Below are 16908 nucleotides of genomic sequence, written 5' to 3'. Positions count from 1 at the left end.
ACGCTGTGGAGCAGGGCGGGCCGGGCCCGCCGGACCCCAGTGTGCCACCGGACACCCCCGGGATCGTCGAACCCGGGGGTGTTCTGCGAGGCGGATCGCGCTGCTAGACGGGTGTTCCGTAGCGGCGCGAGGTGAACACGCGGGTCCCCTCGGGGGTCGCGAACGCGGCCGTGGTGGAGGAACCGATGATCAGCAGGGTGCGCATGTCGACCTCGTCCGGGTCGAGCTCGCCCAGGGTGATCACCCGGACCGACTCGGCCGGCCCGCCGACATCGCGGCCCAGCACCACCGGTGTCTCGGGCGCGCGGTGGGCCAGCAGCACCTCGCGCATGGCGCCGACCTGCCAGCGGCGCTGCGAGGAGGCCGGGTTGTAGATCGCGATCGCCATGTCGGCGGCGGCGACGGCGGCCAGCCGCTGGGCGACGACATCCCACGGCTTGAGCCGGTCCGAGAGCGAGATCATCGCGTAGTCGTGGCCCAGCGGCGCGCCGACCCGGCTCGCGACGGCATTGGCCGCGGTCATGCCCGGCAGCACCCGCACCGGCACCTGCGCGAACTGCGGCTCGGCCGACACCTCGAGCACCGCGGCGGCCATCGCGAACACGCCGGGATCGCCGGAGGACACCACGGCCACCTTGGCGCCGCGCCGCGCGAGATCCAGGGCCATGGCGGCCCGTTCGGACTCGACCTTGTTGTCGCTGGCGTGCCTGCGCTGGCCCGGGCGGACCGGCACGCGGTCGATGTAGGTGGTGTAGCCGACGAGATCGGTCGCCGCGGCCAGTGCGGCGGTGACCTCCGGGGTGGTCCAGGCGGTGTCGCCGGGGCCCAGCCCGACGACGACGACCTCGCCCGTGGATTCGGCCGGTGCGGTGGTGGTTTCGGCCCGGGCGGTGCGGGCGACGATCGGGGTGGTCGGGGTGGGACCGGGCACCAGGGTGATGGCGAAGTACGGCACGTCGGCGTCGTCGACGTCGGCGGCGGGCAGCACCCGCTCGCGGGTGCTGCTGGCCCGCTCCACGTAGTACGCGTCGGCGAGGCGTCCCGAATCCGCGAGTGCCTGGCGCACACCGGGATAGGTGCGGCCCAGTTTCATGATCGCGGCGGCCTCGGTGTCGCGCAGGCGGCGGGTGAGCTCGTCGACCGGCAGCGTGCCCGGCAGCACCGTGAGTACCTGCTCGCCCTCGACCAGCGGCGTGCCCAGGGCGGCCGAGGCCGCGCTGACCGAGGTGATGCCGGGGACGATCTCGGCCTCGAACCGGTCGGCCAGGCGCCGGTGCATGTGCATGTAGGAGCTGTAGAACAGCGGGTCGCCCGCCGCGAGCAGGGCCACCGAGCGGCCGGCCGCGAGGTGGACGGCCAGCCGGGCCGCGGCCTGCTCGTAGAACTCGTCGATCGCGCCCTGGTAGCCGCCGGGATGGTCGGTGGTCTCGGTGGTCACCGGGTAGACCAGGTGTTCTTCGATCTGGCCGGGCCGCAGATACGGTTCGGCGATGCCGCGCGAGATGCTGCGCCCGTGGCGGGCGCTGTGGAAGGCCACCACGTCGGCCGCCGCGATGAGGCGGGCCGCCTTCACCGTCACCAGTTCCGGGTCGCCGGGGCCGAGGCCGATGCCCCAGAGTTTGCCGCTGCTGATGTCACTCACTCCTGGTCACTCGCGATCGCGTTGAGCGCCGACGCGGTGATGGCGCTGCCGCCGCGCCTGCCCCGCACGGTCAGATATTCGACTCCACCGAAGTCGATCAGCGCCTGCTTGGATTCGGCGGCGCCGATGAAACCGACCGGGATGCCGATGATCGCGGCCGGGGCGGGCGCGCCCGCGTCGAGCATGTCGAGCAGGTGGAACAGCGCGGTCGGCGCGTTGCCGATGGCCACCACCGCGCCGTCGAGCTGGTCGCGCAGCAGCTCGAGCGCCGCGACCGACCGGGTGTTGCCCATCTCGGCGGCCAGCGCGGGGACCCTCGGGTCGGTGAGGTTGCACAGCACCGGGTTGTCGGCGGGCAGCCGCTTGCGGGTGACCCCGGAGGCGACCATGTTCGCGTCGCACAGGATCGGCTTGCCCGCGCGCAACGCCGCGCGCGCCGCCGCGACGACGCCCGGGGAGTAGGCGATGTCACCGGCCAGGTCGACCTGCCCGCAGCCGTGGATCATCCGGACCGCCACCCGCTCGACGTCGGCGGGGAAACCGGCGAGATCGGCTTCGGCGCGGATCGTCGCGAACGAGCGCCGATAGATCTCGGCGCCGTCGGTGAGGTAGCTGGTACGCACGTCGGACATGCGGTCAACCCTAGAACCTGTGTCCGGCGGGGTATCCGCCGCGGTCGCTCAGGTGCGCGGCCGCTCCAGGATGCGCGACATCACCAGCGAACTGCGGGTGCGGCCCACGCGCGCGTTCTCCCTGATCCGCTCCACGGTCACCTCGATCTCGGCCATGTCGGTGGCCATCACGTGGACCAGCGCGTCGGCCTCGCCCGCGATGGTCCACACGCCGACGATCTGCGGGATCGGTTCCAGGGTGCGGCGCAGTTCGGCGGGGGAGATGTTGTCGCGGTAGTACACCTCCACGTACGCCTCGGTCGTCCAGCCCAGGGCCGCCGGATTGACCTGGGCGGTGAAGCCGGTGATCTGACCGGTGGCGACCATCTTGTCCACCCGCCGCTTCACCGCGGGCGCCGAGAGCCCCACCGCCGCGCCGATCTCCTGGAACGAAGCGCGCGCGTGGGTGAGCAGCGTGGCCAGGATGCGGCGATCGATGTCGTCCATGTCACTCCTCGGGCCGGAGACGCAAGATTTCTCCATCATGGCACCGATATGCGCAACGAATCGGTGTTCCCCGTGCAACGGGCGGACATTTACCTTCGGAGCAACACTCGATCCGCGCAGCCACCGGGAGTCCTGATGACCGCCGCAGCCCCCCTTCGCGCCACGACGTCCACGCGGGTCGCCACCCCGCGTCGCTATGTCATGTGCAGGCCCGATCACTTCGAGGTCGCCTACGCGATCAACCCCTGGATGGACCCGGCGGCCCCCGTCGACCGGGCGCGCGCCCTGGCGCAGTGGGAGATCCTGCGCGCCGTGCTCGAACAGCACGGCCACAGCGTGGAGACCGTGCCGGGCGAACCCGGTCTGCCGGACATGGTGTTCGCCGCCAACAGCGGCATCGTGATCGGCGGGCACGCGCTCTCGGCGCGGTTCGCCCACCCGGAACGTGCCGCCGAGGGCCCGGCGTTCCACCGCTGGTTCGCGGCCAGGGAACTGCGCGCACTCGCCCCGGCGGAGGAGACGAACGAGGGCGAGGGTGACTTCACCTTCGCCGGGCAGCGGATCCTGGCCGGAGTCGGCTTCCGCTGCTCGCTGTCCGCGCACGCCGAGGTGGAGCGGTACTTCGACCTGCCGGTGGTGTCGCTGGAACTGGTCGACCCGCGCTTCTACCACCTCGACACCGCGCTGATGGTCCTCGACGACACCACCGTCGCCTACTACCCGGGCGCGTTCAGCCCGGCCGCTAGGGAGGTGCTGGCCGCGCTGTATCCGGACGCGATCCGCGCCGACGAGAACGACGCGCTCGCGTTCGGGCTCAACGGCGTCAGCGACGGACACCATGTCTTCCTCGACCCGGGCGCCACCGGCCTGATCGCGGCCTTGCGGGCGCGCGGGTTCACGCCGGTACCGGTGGACATGTCCGAATTACGGAAGGGCGGCGGCGGGGTGAAGTGCTGCGTGCTCGAACTGCACGCCCGCCGCGCCGCCTAGCCCGGGTGCCCCGGCCGCGGTCGCGGCGGCCGGGTGGGCGCGGGGCCGTGTCCACCTCCCGGTCCGCGGCCGGCCCGCCGGCGCGGCAGGTGGGCGTGGAAACCGCCGCGGCTCACTCGAATTCGGTGCCGCCGTCGCGCAGCACGTAGGCGTCGGAGACGATCTTGCCGATCGCCCGTCCACCCAGCACCGGCGACATCCGTTCGACGGCGGGCCGCACGACGAGACCCTCCCGGATGTTGCTGCCCGCACCGCTGACGGTTTCGGCGCCCTCGGCCAGCGCCAGCAGCGCGGCCGCGTCGTACGGGCCCTCGTAGAGCACCGGCACCCGCGGCACCGCGAGGCCGAGTTCGCCCAGCAGCGCGCCGATCTCGGCATGGCCCAGCCAACGCACCGGCTCGTCGCCGGTGGCGACGGCGATGTCGAACAGGCCGAACCCCAGCGTCGCGTCCTGCGCGGCCGAGGCGCCGTAGTGCAGGTCCTGCACGCCCGCGCCGTACACCTCGCCGAAGAGCCCGACCCGGTCGGCGTCGAGCGCGGTGGCGATCTTGCGGGCCGCCTCGTCGAGTCCGTGCGCCCGGATCGCGCGCCAGTACAGGTTGCCCTCGGCGGGCACCAGCGCGAGCGATCTCCCGCCGACGCCCTTGGAGGACACCAGGATCCGGTCCTCGGCGCGGACGTGGGTGAGCAGGCAGGCGGTGCCGTGGATCTTCTCCGTCGCCACCACCGGCTCGCCCGCGGCGAAGATGCCGGGGAACCGTTTGATGTTCTCCACATCGATCCAGCGCAGCAGCTCCGGCGCGGCTTCCAGCTGTCCGGACATCGAGACCGGGACCGGCGGAACCCATTTGGTGACACCGAGCGCCTCGGCGAAATCGGTGCGGGCGCTCGCCGCGGCCGCCAGGTCGACCCCGGCCAGCGCGGCGGGCGTGCACACGATGCCCTGCGACACCTCCCCGCGCAGCCGCACCGCCTTCACCCGATCGCGCCGCGACCCCGCCAGTTTGCCGGTGAGCCCCAGTTCGGCGATCAGCTCCTCGGGCAGCACCGCCTGCTCCGGGATGTAGATCGCGTGCTCGCCGGTGGCGAACTGGCCTTTGGCGACGACGGCCCGGTACAGGCCGACCTGGGCCAGCTCGAGCCGGTCGGCGTTCGGATGCGGATGGACGACGAGCCGTTCGGCCGTCACCTGCAATGTGGACATGGAAACCCCCTCTTGACGTGGGGGTCAGCGTACGAGGCGGCACCGACGGAGTCGACCGAATTTCCCTGCGGTGCAGCGCAGGTGGGTCAGTGCGTGCGCACGTGGTACCCGTCCGGCGTCGCCACGACATCGGTGACCGGGCCGGTCGGGCGCCCGCACCGGCGGTCGCACCCGGACCAGTGCTGCCTGCCCGCCACGGTGACCTCCTCGGCCACGATCAGCGCGTCCACCGGCGGCTGCGGGCCCGGCGTGACCCGGTCGGCCTCGACGGCCGCGGCGAGGTCGGCGCGCACATCGGTGAGCGATTTCGCGCACCCCGGTTTCCCCGCGCACGCGCTGGTCAGCAGCCACGGCGAGTGCGCGTCGAAGATCAGGCCCATGGGGGCCAGTACCCGCACGACGGTGTCGGCGGGACCCTCGTCCAGATCGGTGACGACCAGGCTGCGCCACGGCGTCACCAGCACCGGTCGTTCGACGGCGGCGAGGAATTCGGCGGTCCGCGCGGGCAGTGTCCCCAGCGGCACGCCGGCGCCGAGGCTGACCAGGCCGTCGTCCTGATCGAGCCAGCCGATCGGAATGTCGTGTGCCGCACCGAGTTCCAGTGGCGCGCCGGCGGGGGAGCGGTCCAGGGTCTCGACGACCCGTTCGGCGCCACCGGGGATCTCGTGCAGCCGCCACTGCCCGTCGGCGCCGGTGCCGCGCAGGTCGAGGAAGCCGTGGGCCGCGTCGAGCATCACCTCGACGGCCTCGGCCGCGGTCACCCGCACGCGGGTGTCGGCGCCGGCCAGCAGCAGCGCGAACTCGCCGTCGCCGACCGCCTGGATACCGATGTCGCCGCGCAGCGTGCTCACATCGCCGCGGCCGTCGTCGAGGGTGAACAGCACCCGGCCCGGTAGGTCCGCCAGCCGGGGGTCGCCCCGCAGGCCGGTGTCGAGGTGGGTCGCCAGGTCGCGCACGTCCGACCAGCCGCCGACCCGGCCCGACAGCGGCGAGGCGACGATATTGCGGACCCGCTCGTGGGTGCGGCTCGGCAGCAGGCCGACCGCGTCGAGCCGGTCGGCGAGCGCGGCGGCGTCGGTGACCCGGCGCAGCTGGATGTTGCCGCGCGAGGTCAGCTCGAGCGCGCCGTTGCCCAGCTCGCGCGCCGCGTCGGCCAGGGCCTGCAGTTGCGCCGGGGTCAGCGTGCCGCCGGGGACGCGGATCCGGGCCAGCGGCCCGTCGGCGGCCTGGTGCAGGCGCAGGACACCGGGGCAAGAGTCGGGAGTGCTCCTGGTCATGATCCGTCCAGCCTACGACCGCCGACGCGCGCGGCACCGCCGGGCATCGCCGCGCGCGGTCCCCTAGGGTGGTGGGCGACAGATCGCCGGTTCGGACATCGACAGGAGAGGTTGTCGCATGTTGCGTGAGTTCGTGGACAAGCGGGTGGTTCCCGCGCTCGACAAGGTCGCGCGCAGGCAGACCGGGGCGGTGGACCGCTACGTCGACTGGCTCGAGCGCAGGCATCCGCAGGACGCGCCCGTGCAGACCGTGCAGCGGCTGTCGCGCCAGTATCTGGTCGTCGTCACCACCAGTGGTGTGGTGGTCGGGCTCACCGCCGCCGTGCCCGGGGTGGGCACCGTGCTGAGTCTGCTCGCGACCGGCGTCGACACCGCGGTGTTCCTGGAGGCGTCCTCGGCGCTGGCCGTCGGCGCCGCGGCCGCCTACGATCTCGACCCCGCCGATGCCCGCCGCGACCATCTGGTGTCGAAGGTGGTGCTCGGGGAGTCGGGGACGAAGCTGCTCGACGAGACCGCCGGGCACAAGACCGGCCAGTGGCTGGGTGTCGTCACCGACCGGATTCCCGGCCTGGCGAGCATGCCCGATTCGCCCGCCAAGCGGTTCATCGTGAACTACCTGGTGAAACGGACGCTGCTGATGTTCGGCACGTTCATTCCGGCCGGAATCGGCGCCGTCATCGGCGGTGTCGGCAACAACGCGCTCGGGCAGATGGTGGTCGCCAACATCTACCGCAACCTCGGTACCGGTTCGCCGGAGATGGTCGCGGTGGGCACCGACCGCGACTGACGCCGCCGGCTTGACCTTCGAGCCGCTCGAACCCCGATGATGGGCCGGTGTCCGATTCCGAGCTGCTCACCATCGGTGCCTTCGCCCGTGCCTGCGGGCTGAGCGCCAGCGCGCTGCGCTTCTACGCCGACGCGGGCGTGCTGGTCCCGGCCGTCGTCGACGCGACCACCGGGTACCGGTACTACGCCCCCGATCAGGCCGCGACCGCCCGGCTCGTGCGATCCCTGCGCGCCGTCGACATGCCGCTCCCCGCCGTCGTCACGGTTCTCACCGAACCTGATCCGGCCCGGCGAGCGTCCCTCGTCGACGACCACCTCCACGCCCTGGACGACCACCTCGACGCGATCCGCTCCGCCGCCGACGCCGCCCGCACCGCGATGCGGTCCGGAACCACACCTGCCGTGCCCTCCGCCACCGGCACAGCGCCAGAGACGGATTCGCCGTCGGGTGACCGCGACCACGCGCCGGCAGCGGAACCGAACACAGCGGCGCGGCGAGACGAGTGTGTCGTCCGGGTGCGCGGCCCGCTGCTCGCCGCCGCGATCGACCAGATCGCCGCCGCGACGGTGCTCGACCCGGATCTGCCGGTACTCAACAGCATTCACCTCGAAGCCCGAGGCGAGGACCTCGTCCTCACCGCCACCGACCGCTACCGCCTGGCCACCCGCACCCTCCGAACAACCCCGGCCGCCGCCCAAACCCCCACCACCGACTTCGATCCCGCCACCGCGGGCCAAGCCGCGACGCTTGCCGCCGAAGATCGCCCCGCGGCCGACATCGCCGCGACGGTCGCCGCCGACGACAGCTTGGGCACCGCCACCGTGGGCGAGGCCGCGACGCTCACCTCCGGCGATCTCCGCGCGGCCGACATCGCCGCGACGGCCTCGGCCGCGGACTGGGGCGCCGCCGTCCCCGACTGGTCCGCGACCGTCGACGCCGACGACCTGCGGACTGCGGCCTCCTGGCTGCGTCGTACGCACACCGTCCGCTTGCGTCCCGGCGCGACGCACCTCGAACTCGGCGCCGACGCCGCGCGCGAAGACCGGCGGCGGTGCCGGATCAGTGCCGAGGAGTTCCCCGACTATCGGGCGATGCTGGCCGCGTTGCCCCCGGTGACGACCCGGGTGGTGCTGAACCGGGCGGCAGCGCTGGCCGCGCTCGAGGAGTGCGCCGCGCCGACGATCACGCTGGTTGTGGACTCGGCCGGGGTGCGGCTCGGGGTGGCGCCGATGGGTGCGACTGCCGCCGGTCCGCCGATGACGATCCACTTCGCCGTGATCACGCTGTATCCCGCCGTGGCGGGCGCGGTCGGCCCCGACGTGATGGTCGACCTGCTCGCGCCGGACCTGCCCGCCCGCATCCGTTCCGCCGACGACGGCGACCTGCTCACCCTGGCCATGCCGTGCCGCCCCGACCTCCCCGAGGAGACCTCCCGATGACCACCACCGACCCTGTCATGGCCCGGATCACCCAGGGCGTCAAGGACTTCCGCGCCGGTGACGCCGATGCCGCCCGCACCACGCTGCTCGCGATCTGGTCCGAGATCGGTGTCGCGGGTGATCCCCTGCACCGCTGCACCCTCGCCCACTACCTGGCCGACTGCCACGACGATCCCGCCGAGGCCCTGGTCTGGGACACCCGTGCTCTCGATGCCGCCGACGCACTCTCCGACGCCCGCGCTCAGCAGTACCACGCGAGCCTGCACGTGGCGGGCTTCTATCCCTCCCTGCACCTCAACCTCGCCGACAACTTCCGCCGCCTCGGCGCTTTCCCCGCCGCCACCCGCCACCTCGACGCCGCCCGCGACCGCCTGGGTGCCCTCACCGACGACGCGTACGGAGCGATGATCCGCACCGCCGTCACCGAGGTCGCCGCCATGATCGCCGCCGGTGACTCCACCCGCCGCCCGACCCACTGACCGCCGGCACCCAGGTGGGCTGGAAAGTTGCTTCCCGGGGGCGGCCAGTACGATCGGGATGCTCGGCGGGCGTCGAGGAAACCGGTGGAAATCCGGTGCGGTCGCGCCACTGTGAACAGCCAGACCCTCTCCGGCGAGCACCCCACCCGATCCCGTTGGGCGCGCCACCCGAGGAAGGTCTCACCCTGTGATCCTGCTGCTGTCCACCTCCGACACCGACCTGCTCAGCGCGCGCGCCAGTGGCGCCGACTACCGGTGGGGCAACCCCGCCCGGTTGCTGATCGAGGATCTGCCGGAGCTGCTCGACGGCGCCGACCTGGTGATCGTGCGCATCCTCGGCGGCAGGCGGGCCTGGGAAGCGGGCCTGGACGCGGTGCGTGCCAGCGGAGTCCCGATGGTGGCGCTCGGCGGTGAGATCGCGCCCGACGCGGAGCTGATGGAATGCTCCACCGTCCCGGTCGGCGTCGCGGCCGACGCGCACAACTACCTCGCCGCCGGTGGCGCCGAGAACCTGCGCGAGCTGCACCACTTCCTCTCCGACACCGTGCTGCTGACCGGGCACGGCTTCGCCCCGCCGGTGGAACTGCCCACCTGGGGCGAGCTCGAGCGCTCGGCGCGCATCCTGGAACCGCACGCCCCGACCGTCGCGGTGGTCTACTACCGGGCCCAGCACCTGGCGGGCAACACCGGCTACATCGACGCCCTGTGCACCGCCATCGAGGCCAAGGGCGCCCGCGCGCTGCCGGTGTACTGCGCCTCGCTGCGCACCGCCGAACCCGAACTGCTGACGCTGCTCGGCCGCGCCGACGCCCTCGTGGTCACCGTGCTCGCGGCCGGCGGCAGCAAGCCGGCGACCGCGTCGGCGGGCGGCGACGACGAAGCCTGGGACGTGGCCGCGCTGGCCGCCCTGGACGTGCCGATCCTGCAGGGTCTCTGCTTGACCAGCGGCCGCGCCCAGTGGGAGGCCAACGACGACGGCCTCTCGCCGCTGGACGTCGCCACCCAGGTGGCGGTGCCGGAATTCGACGGCCGCATCATCACGGTGCCGTTCTCGTTCAAGGAGTTCGACGCCGACGGCCTGTCCACCTATGTCCCCGACGCCGAGCGCGCGGCCCGGGTGGCCGGTATCGCCGTGCGGCACGCGCGCCTGCGCCACATCCCCGCCGCCGACAAGCGGATCGCGATCATGCTGTCGGCGTATCCGACCAAGCACGCCCGCATCGGCAACGCCGTCGGCCTCGACACCCCCGCCAGCGCGATCCGGCTGCTCACCGAACTGCGTTCCGCCGGTTACGATCTCGGCGACTCCGGCGAGATTCCCGGACTGGACGACAACGACGGCGACGCGCTGATCCACGCGCTCATCGCCGCGGGCGGCCAGGACCCCGACTGGCTGTCCGCCGAACAGCTCGAAGGCAATCCGATCCGCATCGGCGCCGCCACCTACACCCGCTGGTTCGACTCGCTGCCCGCCGACCTGCGCGAGGCCGTCGTCGAGGCGTGGGGCCCGCCGCCGGGCGAACTCTACGTGGACCGGTCCGCCGATCCGCAGGGCGAGATCGTCATCGCCGCACTGCGTTTCGGCAATGTGGTGCTCATGGTGCAGCCGCCCCGCGGGTTCGGCGAGAACCCCGTCGCCATCTACCACGACCCGGACCTGCCGCCGAGCCACCACTACCTGGCGGCCTACCGCTGGCTGTCCGCGCCCGACGGCTTCGGCGCCGACGCCATGGTGCACCTGGGCAAGCACGGCAACCTGGAATGGCTGCCCGGCAAGACCCTCGGCATGTCGGCTTCCTGCGGCACCGACGCCGCCCTGGGCGACCTGCCGCTGATCTACCCGTTCCTGGTCAACGACCCGGGCGAGGGCACCCAGGCCAAGCGCCGCGCGCACGCCACCCTGGTCGACCACCTGATCCCGCCGATGGCCCGCGCCGAGACCTACGGCGACATCTCCCGGCTCGAGCAGCTGCTCGACGAGCACGCCAACATCTCCGCGCTCGACCCGGCCAAGCTGCCCGCCATCCGCCAGCAGATCTGGACGCTCATGCGCGCGGCCAAGATGGACCACGACCTGGGCCTGGCCGAACGGCCCGAGGAAGACGTCTTCGACGACATGCTGCTGCACGTCGACGGCTGGCTGTGCGAGATCAAGGACGTGCAGATCCGCGACGGCCTGCACATCCTGGGCCAGGCGCCCGCCGGCGAGATGGAACTCGACCTGGTGCTGGCCATGCTGCGCGCCCGCCAGCTGTGGGGCGGCGAACAGAACGTGCCCGGCCTGCGCGAGGCGCTGGGCCTGAGCGAAGCGGGCGACGAGTCCCGCGAGCGGGTCGACGTTGTGGAGGCCCGCGCCCGCGAACTGCTGGTGGCGCTGCAGGCCGAGGGCTGGTCCGCCGACGCGGTCGAGCGCCTGGTCGCCGACTTCGAGACCGCGATCCTCGACGGCCACCGCGCCACGGGCGCCGATGCCGAGCGCTTGGACAAGGTCGCCGCGATCCTGCGGTTCGCCGCCACCGAGGTCGTGCCCCGGCTGCGCGAGACCAGCGTCGAGATCGCCCGCGTGCTGCACGCGCTGAACGGCGGGTTCATCCCGTCCGGGCCCAGCGGCTCTCCGCTGCGCGGCCTGATCAACGTGCTGCCGACCGGCCGCAACTTCTACTCCGTCGACCCCAAGGCCGTGCCGTCGCGGCTGGCCTGGGAGACCGGTCAGGCCATGGCCGAATCGCTGCTCGCGCGCTACCGCGCCGACCACGGTGACTACCCGAAGTCGGTGGGCCTGTCGGTGTGGGGCACCTCCGCGATGCGCACCTCCGGTGACGACATCGCCGAGGTGTTCGCGCTGCTCGGGGTGCGGCCGGTGTGGGACGAGGCCAGCCGCCGCGTCACCACTCTCGAGGTGATCCCGCTCGCCGAACTCGGCCGTCCCCGTGTCGATGTCACCGTGCGCATCTCGGGCTTCTTCCGCGACGCCTTCCCGCACGTGCTCGCCCTGCTCGACGACGCGGTCCGCCTGGTCGCCGATCTCGACGAACCCGCCGAGTCGAATTACGTCCGCGCGCACGCCCAGTCGGATCTGGCCGAGCACGGCGACGCCCGCCGCGCGACCACCCGCATCTTCGGCTCCAAGCCCGGCACCTACGGCGCGGGCCTGCTCCAGCTCATCGATTCCAAGAGCTGGCGCACCGACGACGACCTCGCGCAGGTGTACACCACCTGGGGCGGCTACGCCTACGGCCGCGACCTCGACGGCGCGCCCGCCGCCGACGACATGCGCACCGCCTACCAGCGCATCGCGGTGGCGGCCAAGAACACCGACACCCGCGAACACGACATCGCCGACTCCGACGACTACTTCCAGTACCACGGCGGCATGGTCGCCACCGTGCGCGCGCTGACCGGCAAGAACCCCGAGGCCTACATCGGCGACTCCACCCGTCCCGACGCCGTGCGCACACGCACGCTGTCGGAGGAGACCGCCCGCGTGTTCCGGGCCCGCGTGGTGAACCCGCGCTGGCTCGAGGCCATGCGCAGGCACGGCTACAAGGGCGCGTTCGAGATGGCCGCCACCGTCGACTACCTGTTCGGCTACGACGCCACCACCAATGTCGTCGCCGACTGGATGTACGAGAAGCTCACCGAGAGCTACGTGTTCGACGAGGTGAACCGCAAGTTCATGGAGCAGTCCAACCCGTGGGCGCTGCACGGCATCGCCGAGCGGCTGCTCGAGGCCGCCGAACGCAAGCTGTGGGAGCACCCCGAAGCCGAGACCCTGGACAAGCTGCGCCAGGTGTACCTCGAGACCGAGGGCGAACTGGAGTGAGCGCCGAGCAGCCCGCCGCCTACTTCCGGCGCGACGGCGCGGTGTACACGCCGACGTCGTGGGGTCGCAGCCTGTGGGCCGACGGGCTGCTGTCGGGTCCGCCGGTGTGCGGGCTGCTGGCCCGCGAGATCGACGACCGGTTCCACGACGGTGACTTCGCGCCCGCGCGCTTCACCGTCGACCTGCACCAGCCGGTGCCCGCGGTCCCGCTCACCGTGGACAGTGAACCCACCCGGGACGGCAACCGGGTGCGCGCGGCCACGGCCGTACTGCGCGCGGACGGGGAGGTGGTCGCCCGGGCCTCGGCGGTGCTGCTGAAACGGTCCGCGCAGCCGCCGGGCGAGGTGTGGCGCGCGGACCGCCGCCCGCCGCTGCCCCCGCCGTCGGTGCTGGCGGCGGTCGCCCCGACCGTGCACCTGTTCGACAGCGACGGCTCCGGCGCGGGCTGGACCGTCGAGATCTCCCGGCACGAGAACGACTCCCGCAAACGCAAGTGGGTCCGCCCCATCGCGGTGGTGGCCGGGGAACCGTTGTCGCCGTTCTGTTCCGCGGCGATGGCGGGCGAGCAGGCCAGCCTGGTCACCAACTGGGGCACCGAGGGGATCGGGTTCATCAACACCGACGTGTCGATCACCTTCGCGCGGCTGCCGCGCGCTGTCGAGATGGGCATCGAGGCCGATGATCACCTCAGCAGCGACGGCATCGCCGCCGGTGCCGCCATGCTCTACGACGCGGACGGGGTGTTCGCGCTGTGTACCGTGTCGGCCGTGGCCAACGAGCGCAGGCAGATCAGCGGCGCGGCCATCGACGCCTACATCCCGGCCCGGGGTGGCGCGCAGCGGGTCTGACTCCCGACTTGCCGGAAAACTAGAACAGGTTCTAATCTGTTCGGGGAGCGGCACCCGGCCGCGTGCAGAAGAGAGTCGCGATGAGCACTTCTCCGGCGTATTTCACGCGAGACGACGGCGTTTTCCAGCCCACCAGGTACTCGATGAGCCTGTGGGCGCCGAACACGCTGTCCGGGCCGCCGGTGTGCGGGCTGATGGCGCGCGAGGTGGAGACACGCTACTGCGCCGACGGATTCGCCCCCGCCCGGCTGACCGTCGACCTGCACCGCGCCGTACCCGCCGTGCCGCTGACCGTGCAGAGCGAGCTGGTCAGGGACGGCAAACGGGTCCGCGCGGTGAGCATCGTGCTGCGCTCCGGGGAGGCCGTCGTGGCCCGTGGCAGTGCCCTGCTGCTGCGGCGTTCGGCCCAGCCGCCGGGCCAGGTGTGGCGCCCGGAGCGGGAGCGCCCGCTTCCGCCGCCGGAGGCACGCGCCGCGATCGACGACGCCATGCACCTGTTCGGCAGCGACGGCACCGGCTGGTCGGTGACCATGAGCGAGCACCAGAACGACACCAGGAAGCGCAAGTGGGTGCGCAACATCCCCGTCGTCGCGGGGGAGGAGTCGTCCCCGTTCTGCTATGCCGCGATGACCGGCGAGCAGACCAGCCTGGTCACCAACTGGGGCACCGAGGGCATCGGCTTCATCAACACCGACGTCTCGATCACCTTCTCGCGCATGCCGATCGGGCCGGAGATGGGCATCGAGGCGGAATCGCATCTCAGCGCCGACGGCATCGCCGCGGGCGCCGCGGTGCTCTACGACGCCGAGGGCGCGTTCGGGATCTGCACCACCACGGCCCTGGCCAACGAGCACCGCCAGATCAGTGGTTCGGTGATCGACACCATGACCGAGGTGATGTCGATGGCTGAGGTCACGCCGGATCGAGCCCGCTGAACGCCAGCCCGACCGTGGTCGCGCACAGCACCACGCCGACCGCCGTCGTGGTCAGCAGGTAGCCGAGCACGATCAGCCGCGCCACGGGCAGCAGTGCCAGCACCAGCGCGGGGGCCAGCAGGACGGCCAGTGTCAGTGCCCAGCTGAGCCAGTACGCGGTGGGAATCGGTTCGATCTCGGCGAACGCGACGGTGCGCGGCATCGGGATCCGCCAGGCGTCCTGGACCGCGAAGGTCGCGGGGACCAGCACGAACACCGCGACGAACAACCCCGCCGCCACACCCCAACTCGCCCGCCACCTGACCTGTCCCGGCACCGTCGCACTCACCCGCGCACACCTTCCCTGCCACCCGGTTCACCCACTCCGCCGTGGCCCATGCTGCCTCGAGTGGGCCGCGCACGGACGCAACCGCGCGCCGTGTCACCACGCCGGAACCGTGCGAGGGGTGCTCAGGCGGGCACGAGGGTCACGATCAGTTCGTCGGCGATCGACTCGGCCTTCACCATGCCCTCGCCGAGGTACAGGGTGGCGGCGCGGGGCCTGCCGTCGGGCAGCGGGACCACCGAGACCGCGTCGACCCGGCGCCCGGCGAACAGGACGTACGGGTGCTCGTCGGTGACGTCGAAGGCGGTGTATTTGCCGGAGGCGGCGACGTATTCGATGTTCACCGGGTCCACCAGCGGCTCGAACGGATCCCGCCACGGCGCGGCGCCGATCCGCAGTTCCGCGCCGTCCACGCCGACGTCGAGCAGCAGGGTCGACCCGTCGTGGAAGGTGAACTCGATCGGGCCCTCGGCGGTGTCGATGTCGTCGCCCAGGACGTAGAACATCCGGCGGACGGCGATGATGGTCGCGTCGACCGCGGCGGAGAGCGCGGTGCGGCCGTACTCGTCGATGTCGGACACAGGTTTCCTCTGACGGTCGATCTCGCACGCGACGGCGCGACGCTCCGGACGGATGCACCATCATGTCGCCGGACCCGCGCGGCACGCAACTTCGCCCCGGCGTGTTCGCCGTCCCGTCCCCTCGTACAGTGGATTCATGGTGGATGCCGCCCCGGACGCGGTCCAGCGTGCGGCCGACGTGCTGGCCGGACGCCGGCTCGTGGTGATCACCGGGGCCGGGCTGAGCACCGACAGCGGCATCCCCGACTACCGCGGCCCGGCTTCGCCGCCGCGCAACCCGATGACCTACCAGCAGTTCGTGGGCGACGCCGCCTTCCGGCAGCGCTACTGGGCCCGCAACCACCTGGGCTGGCGGCGGATGGACGCGGCCCGCCCCAACCCCGGCCACCGCGCGGTCGCCGCGCTGGAACGGGCCGGCGTGGTGAGCGGCGTGATCACCCAGAACGTCGACCTCCTGCACACCAAGGCGGGTGCGCGCCGGGTGATCGACCTGCACGGCACCTACGCGCGGGTGCGCTGCCTGCGGTGCGCGGCCACGATCTCCCGGATGACCCTCGCCGACCGGCTCGAAGCCGCCAATCCCGGTTTCGCCGAGGATGTCTCGGCCACCGGCATCGAGGTGGCCCCCGACGCCGACGCCGTGGTCGCCGACACCGCGCGCTTCCGGATGCTCGACTGCGCCGCCTGCGGCGGCATGCTCAAACCCGACATCGTCTACTTCGGCGAATCCGTCCCCGCCGACCGCGTCGCGGCGGCATTCGCCCTGGTCGACGACGCGCAGGCGGTCCTCGTCGCCGGCTCGACGCTGACGGTCATGTCGGGCCTGCGATTCGTCCGCCGCGCCGCGAAGAACGGTGTGCCGGTGGTGATCGTGAACCGCGGCGCCACCCGCGCCGACGAGCTGGCCACCGTCCGCGTCGAGGCCGGCTGCTCGGAGACGTTGTGCGCCTTTGCCGAACGGCTGCCCGCGCCGATCCCGGTCGCCGGACCATGAGCGAATCCGCCGACGACGCGATCGCCGCATTCTTCGCCGGAAAACCGCATTCTCTCGAGATCTTCACGGTGCTACGGGAATTGATCGCCGCAAACGGGCCGGCGGAACTGTCGGTGGCTTCGCAGATCGGCTTCGGCCGTGCCAGGAAGTTCGCCTGGGTTTCGCTCTACAACATCAGCGGGCGGAATCCGGAAGGCACCGTGCAGATCATGCTCGCGATCGATCGGGAAATCGCGGGTCCACCGGTGTACCGGGTGAATCAGGTCGGGCGGGCGCGCTGGAATCACCTGGTCGTCGTGCATTCGCTCGCCGAAGCACACGATCCGGAACTGGCAGATCTGATCGCCGCCGCCTATCGTTTCGGTGCGAAATGATCGGTTACTTGATCCCTCGGTGACGGCGCCGGATCCGGCGTGGGTAAGCTCTGCGCACCAGTGCATGAAGAGTTCCACCCGCGGCGCAAAGT

Annotated in this window: 16 protein-coding genes; 9 read left to right on the top strand and 7 right to left on the bottom strand. The window is 72.1% G+C overall.

Features of this window, described 5'->3' with window-relative positions; translation table 11 throughout:
* Positions 1-103: 103 nt before the first annotated feature.
* Genes EL493_RS21910 through EL493_RS21900 form a run of 3 tightly spaced genes read right to left on the bottom strand, consistent with a single transcriptional unit; the run spans position 104 to position 2760 of the window.
* Positions 104-1633, bottom strand: coding sequence for a precorrin-2 C(20)-methyltransferase (locus EL493_RS21910; protein ID WP_030203776.1), 1530 nt, complete (start codon positions 1631-1633; stop codon positions 104-106).
* 5 nt (positions 1634-1638) lie between these two features.
* Positions 1639-2274 (bottom strand): precorrin-8X methylmutase, encoded by a 636-nt coding sequence (locus tag EL493_RS21905; RefSeq protein ID WP_019047477.1) that lies wholly within the window; start codon positions 2272-2274, stop codon positions 1639-1641.
* A gap of 48 nt (positions 2275-2322) precedes the next feature.
* A complete protein-coding gene (locus EL493_RS21900) occupies positions 2323-2760 on the bottom strand; it encodes an Lrp/AsnC family transcriptional regulator (protein ID WP_019047476.1) in 438 nt (145 codons plus the stop codon).
* Positions 2761-2895: 135 nt separating this feature from the next.
* On the opposite strand from EL493_RS21900, the gene ddaH reads away from it, so the two are divergent.
* Positions 2896-3750: a dimethylargininase gene (gene ddaH, locus EL493_RS21895; RefSeq protein ID WP_022566785.1), complete on the top strand. Its 855-nt coding sequence runs from the start codon at positions 2896-2898 to the stop codon at positions 3748-3750.
* Between the two features lie 112 nt (positions 3751-3862).
* Here the strand turns inward: ddaH and EL493_RS21890 are convergent, their stop codons facing one another.
* Both EL493_RS21890 and cobG read right to left on the bottom strand, forming a co-directional pair.
* Positions 3863-4954, bottom strand: coding sequence for an RNA ligase (ATP) (locus EL493_RS21890; RefSeq protein ID WP_019047474.1), 1092 nt, complete (start codon positions 4952-4954; stop codon positions 3863-3865).
* Between the two features lie 86 nt (positions 4955-5040).
* Positions 5041-6231 (bottom strand): precorrin-3B synthase, encoded by a 1191-nt coding sequence (gene cobG / locus EL493_RS21885; protein WP_019047473.1) that lies wholly within the window; start codon positions 6229-6231, stop codon positions 5041-5043.
* Positions 6232-6349: 118 nt separating this feature from the next.
* On the opposite strand from cobG, the gene EL493_RS21880 reads away from it, so the two are divergent.
* From EL493_RS21880 to EL493_RS21855, 6 genes are all read left to right on the top strand, one after another.
* Positions 6350-7018: a hypothetical protein gene (locus EL493_RS21880; RefSeq protein ID WP_019047472.1), complete on the top strand. Its 669-nt coding sequence runs from the start codon at positions 6350-6352 to the stop codon at positions 7016-7018.
* Between the two features lie 47 nt (positions 7019-7065).
* The gene (locus EL493_RS32465) at positions 7066-8457 is read left to right on the top strand and encodes a DNA polymerase III subunit beta family protein (RefSeq protein ID WP_019047471.1); all 1392 of its coding nucleotides are present in this window, start codon (positions 7066-7068) and stop codon (positions 8455-8457) included.
* Entirely contained in the window at positions 8454-8936 is a 483-nt protein-coding gene (locus tag EL493_RS21870) for a hypothetical protein (RefSeq protein WP_019047470.1), read from the top strand. The genes EL493_RS32465 and EL493_RS21870 overlap by 4 nt, the downstream gene beginning before the upstream one ends.
* Before the next feature lie 187 nt (positions 8937-9123).
* Complete coding sequence (gene cobN, locus EL493_RS21865) at positions 9124-12759, top strand: cobaltochelatase subunit CobN (RefSeq protein ID WP_019047469.1); 3636 nt, start codon at positions 9124-9126, stop codon at positions 12757-12759.
* Entirely contained in the window at positions 12756-13607 is an 852-nt protein-coding gene (locus EL493_RS21860) for an acyl-CoA thioesterase domain-containing protein (protein WP_019047468.1), read from the top strand. Before cobN ends, EL493_RS21860 begins: the two co-directional genes overlap by 4 nt.
* An 80-nt stretch (positions 13608-13687) precedes the next feature.
* The gene (locus EL493_RS21855) at positions 13688-14542 is read left to right on the top strand and encodes an acyl-CoA thioesterase domain-containing protein (protein ID WP_198041139.1); all 855 of its coding nucleotides are present in this window, start codon (positions 13688-13690) and stop codon (positions 14540-14542) included.
* Here EL493_RS21855 and EL493_RS21850 read toward each other — a convergent pair.
* A complete protein-coding gene (locus EL493_RS21850) occupies positions 14520-14870 on the bottom strand; it encodes a hypothetical protein (RefSeq protein WP_074965628.1) in 351 nt (116 codons plus the stop codon). The two genes, EL493_RS21855 and EL493_RS21850, sit on opposite strands and share 23 nt — an antisense overlap.
* Positions 14871-14992: 122 nt before the next feature.
* Entirely contained in the window at positions 14993-15448 is a 456-nt protein-coding gene (locus tag EL493_RS21845) for a hypothetical protein (RefSeq protein ID WP_019047465.1), read from the bottom strand.
* Positions 15449-15584: 136 nt separating this feature from the next.
* On the opposite strand from EL493_RS21845, the gene EL493_RS21840 reads away from it, so the two are divergent.
* Complete coding sequence (locus tag EL493_RS21840; RefSeq protein ID WP_019047464.1) at positions 15585-16442, top strand: NAD-dependent protein deacetylase; 858 nt, start codon at positions 15585-15587, stop codon at positions 16440-16442.
* Positions 16439-16816 carry a DUF5655 domain-containing protein gene (locus EL493_RS21835; protein WP_019047463.1) on the top strand — a complete coding sequence of 126 codons (378 nt, stop codon included), beginning with the start codon at positions 16439-16441 and terminating at the stop codon, positions 16814-16816. The genes EL493_RS21840 and EL493_RS21835 overlap by 4 nt, the downstream gene beginning before the upstream one ends.
* Positions 16817-16908: the final 92 nt, after the last annotated feature.

The sequence above is a fragment of the Nocardia asteroides genome, assembly GCF_900637185.1.
Classification (GTDB): domain Bacteria; phylum Actinomycetota; class Actinomycetes; order Mycobacteriales; family Mycobacteriaceae; genus Nocardia; species Nocardia asteroides.
Note: the sequence above shows the minus strand (reverse complement) of the source record. Positions and strands in the feature narration are given on the sequence as shown.

Excerpts from the sequence above, each read along its gene's own strand:
- EL493_RS21905 (WP_019047477.1), bottom strand. The coding sequence starts at position 2,274 with ATGTCCGACGTGCGTACCAGCTACCTCACCGACGGCGCCGAGATCTAT.
- EL493_RS21900 (WP_019047476.1), bottom strand. The coding sequence starts at position 2,760 with ATGGACGACATCGATCGCCGCATCCTGGCCACGCTGCTCACCCACGCG.
- ddaH (WP_022566785.1), top strand. The coding sequence starts at position 2,896 with ATGACCGCCGCAGCCCCCCTTCGCGCCACGACGTCCACGCGGGTCGCC.
- EL493_RS21890 (WP_019047474.1), bottom strand. The coding sequence starts at position 4,954 with ATGTCCACATTGCAGGTGACGGCCGAACGGCTCGTCGTCCATCCGCAT.
- cobG (WP_019047473.1), bottom strand. The coding sequence starts at position 6,231 with ATGACCAGGAGCACTCCCGACTCTTGCCCCGGTGTCCTGCGCCTGCAC.
- EL493_RS21880 (WP_019047472.1), top strand. The coding sequence starts at position 6,350 with ATGTTGCGTGAGTTCGTGGACAAGCGGGTGGTTCCCGCGCTCGACAAG.
- EL493_RS21870 (WP_019047470.1), top strand. The coding sequence starts at position 8,454 with ATGACCACCACCGACCCTGTCATGGCCCGGATCACCCAGGGCGTCAAG.
- EL493_RS21855 (WP_198041139.1), top strand. The coding sequence starts at position 13,688 with ATGAGCACTTCTCCGGCGTATTTCACGCGAGACGACGGCGTTTTCCAG.
- EL493_RS21840 (WP_019047464.1), top strand. The coding sequence starts at position 15,585 with ATGGTGGATGCCGCCCCGGACGCGGTCCAGCGTGCGGCCGACGTGCTG.
- EL493_RS21835 (WP_019047463.1), top strand. The coding sequence starts at position 16,439 with ATGAGCGAATCCGCCGACGACGCGATCGCCGCATTCTTCGCCGGAAAA.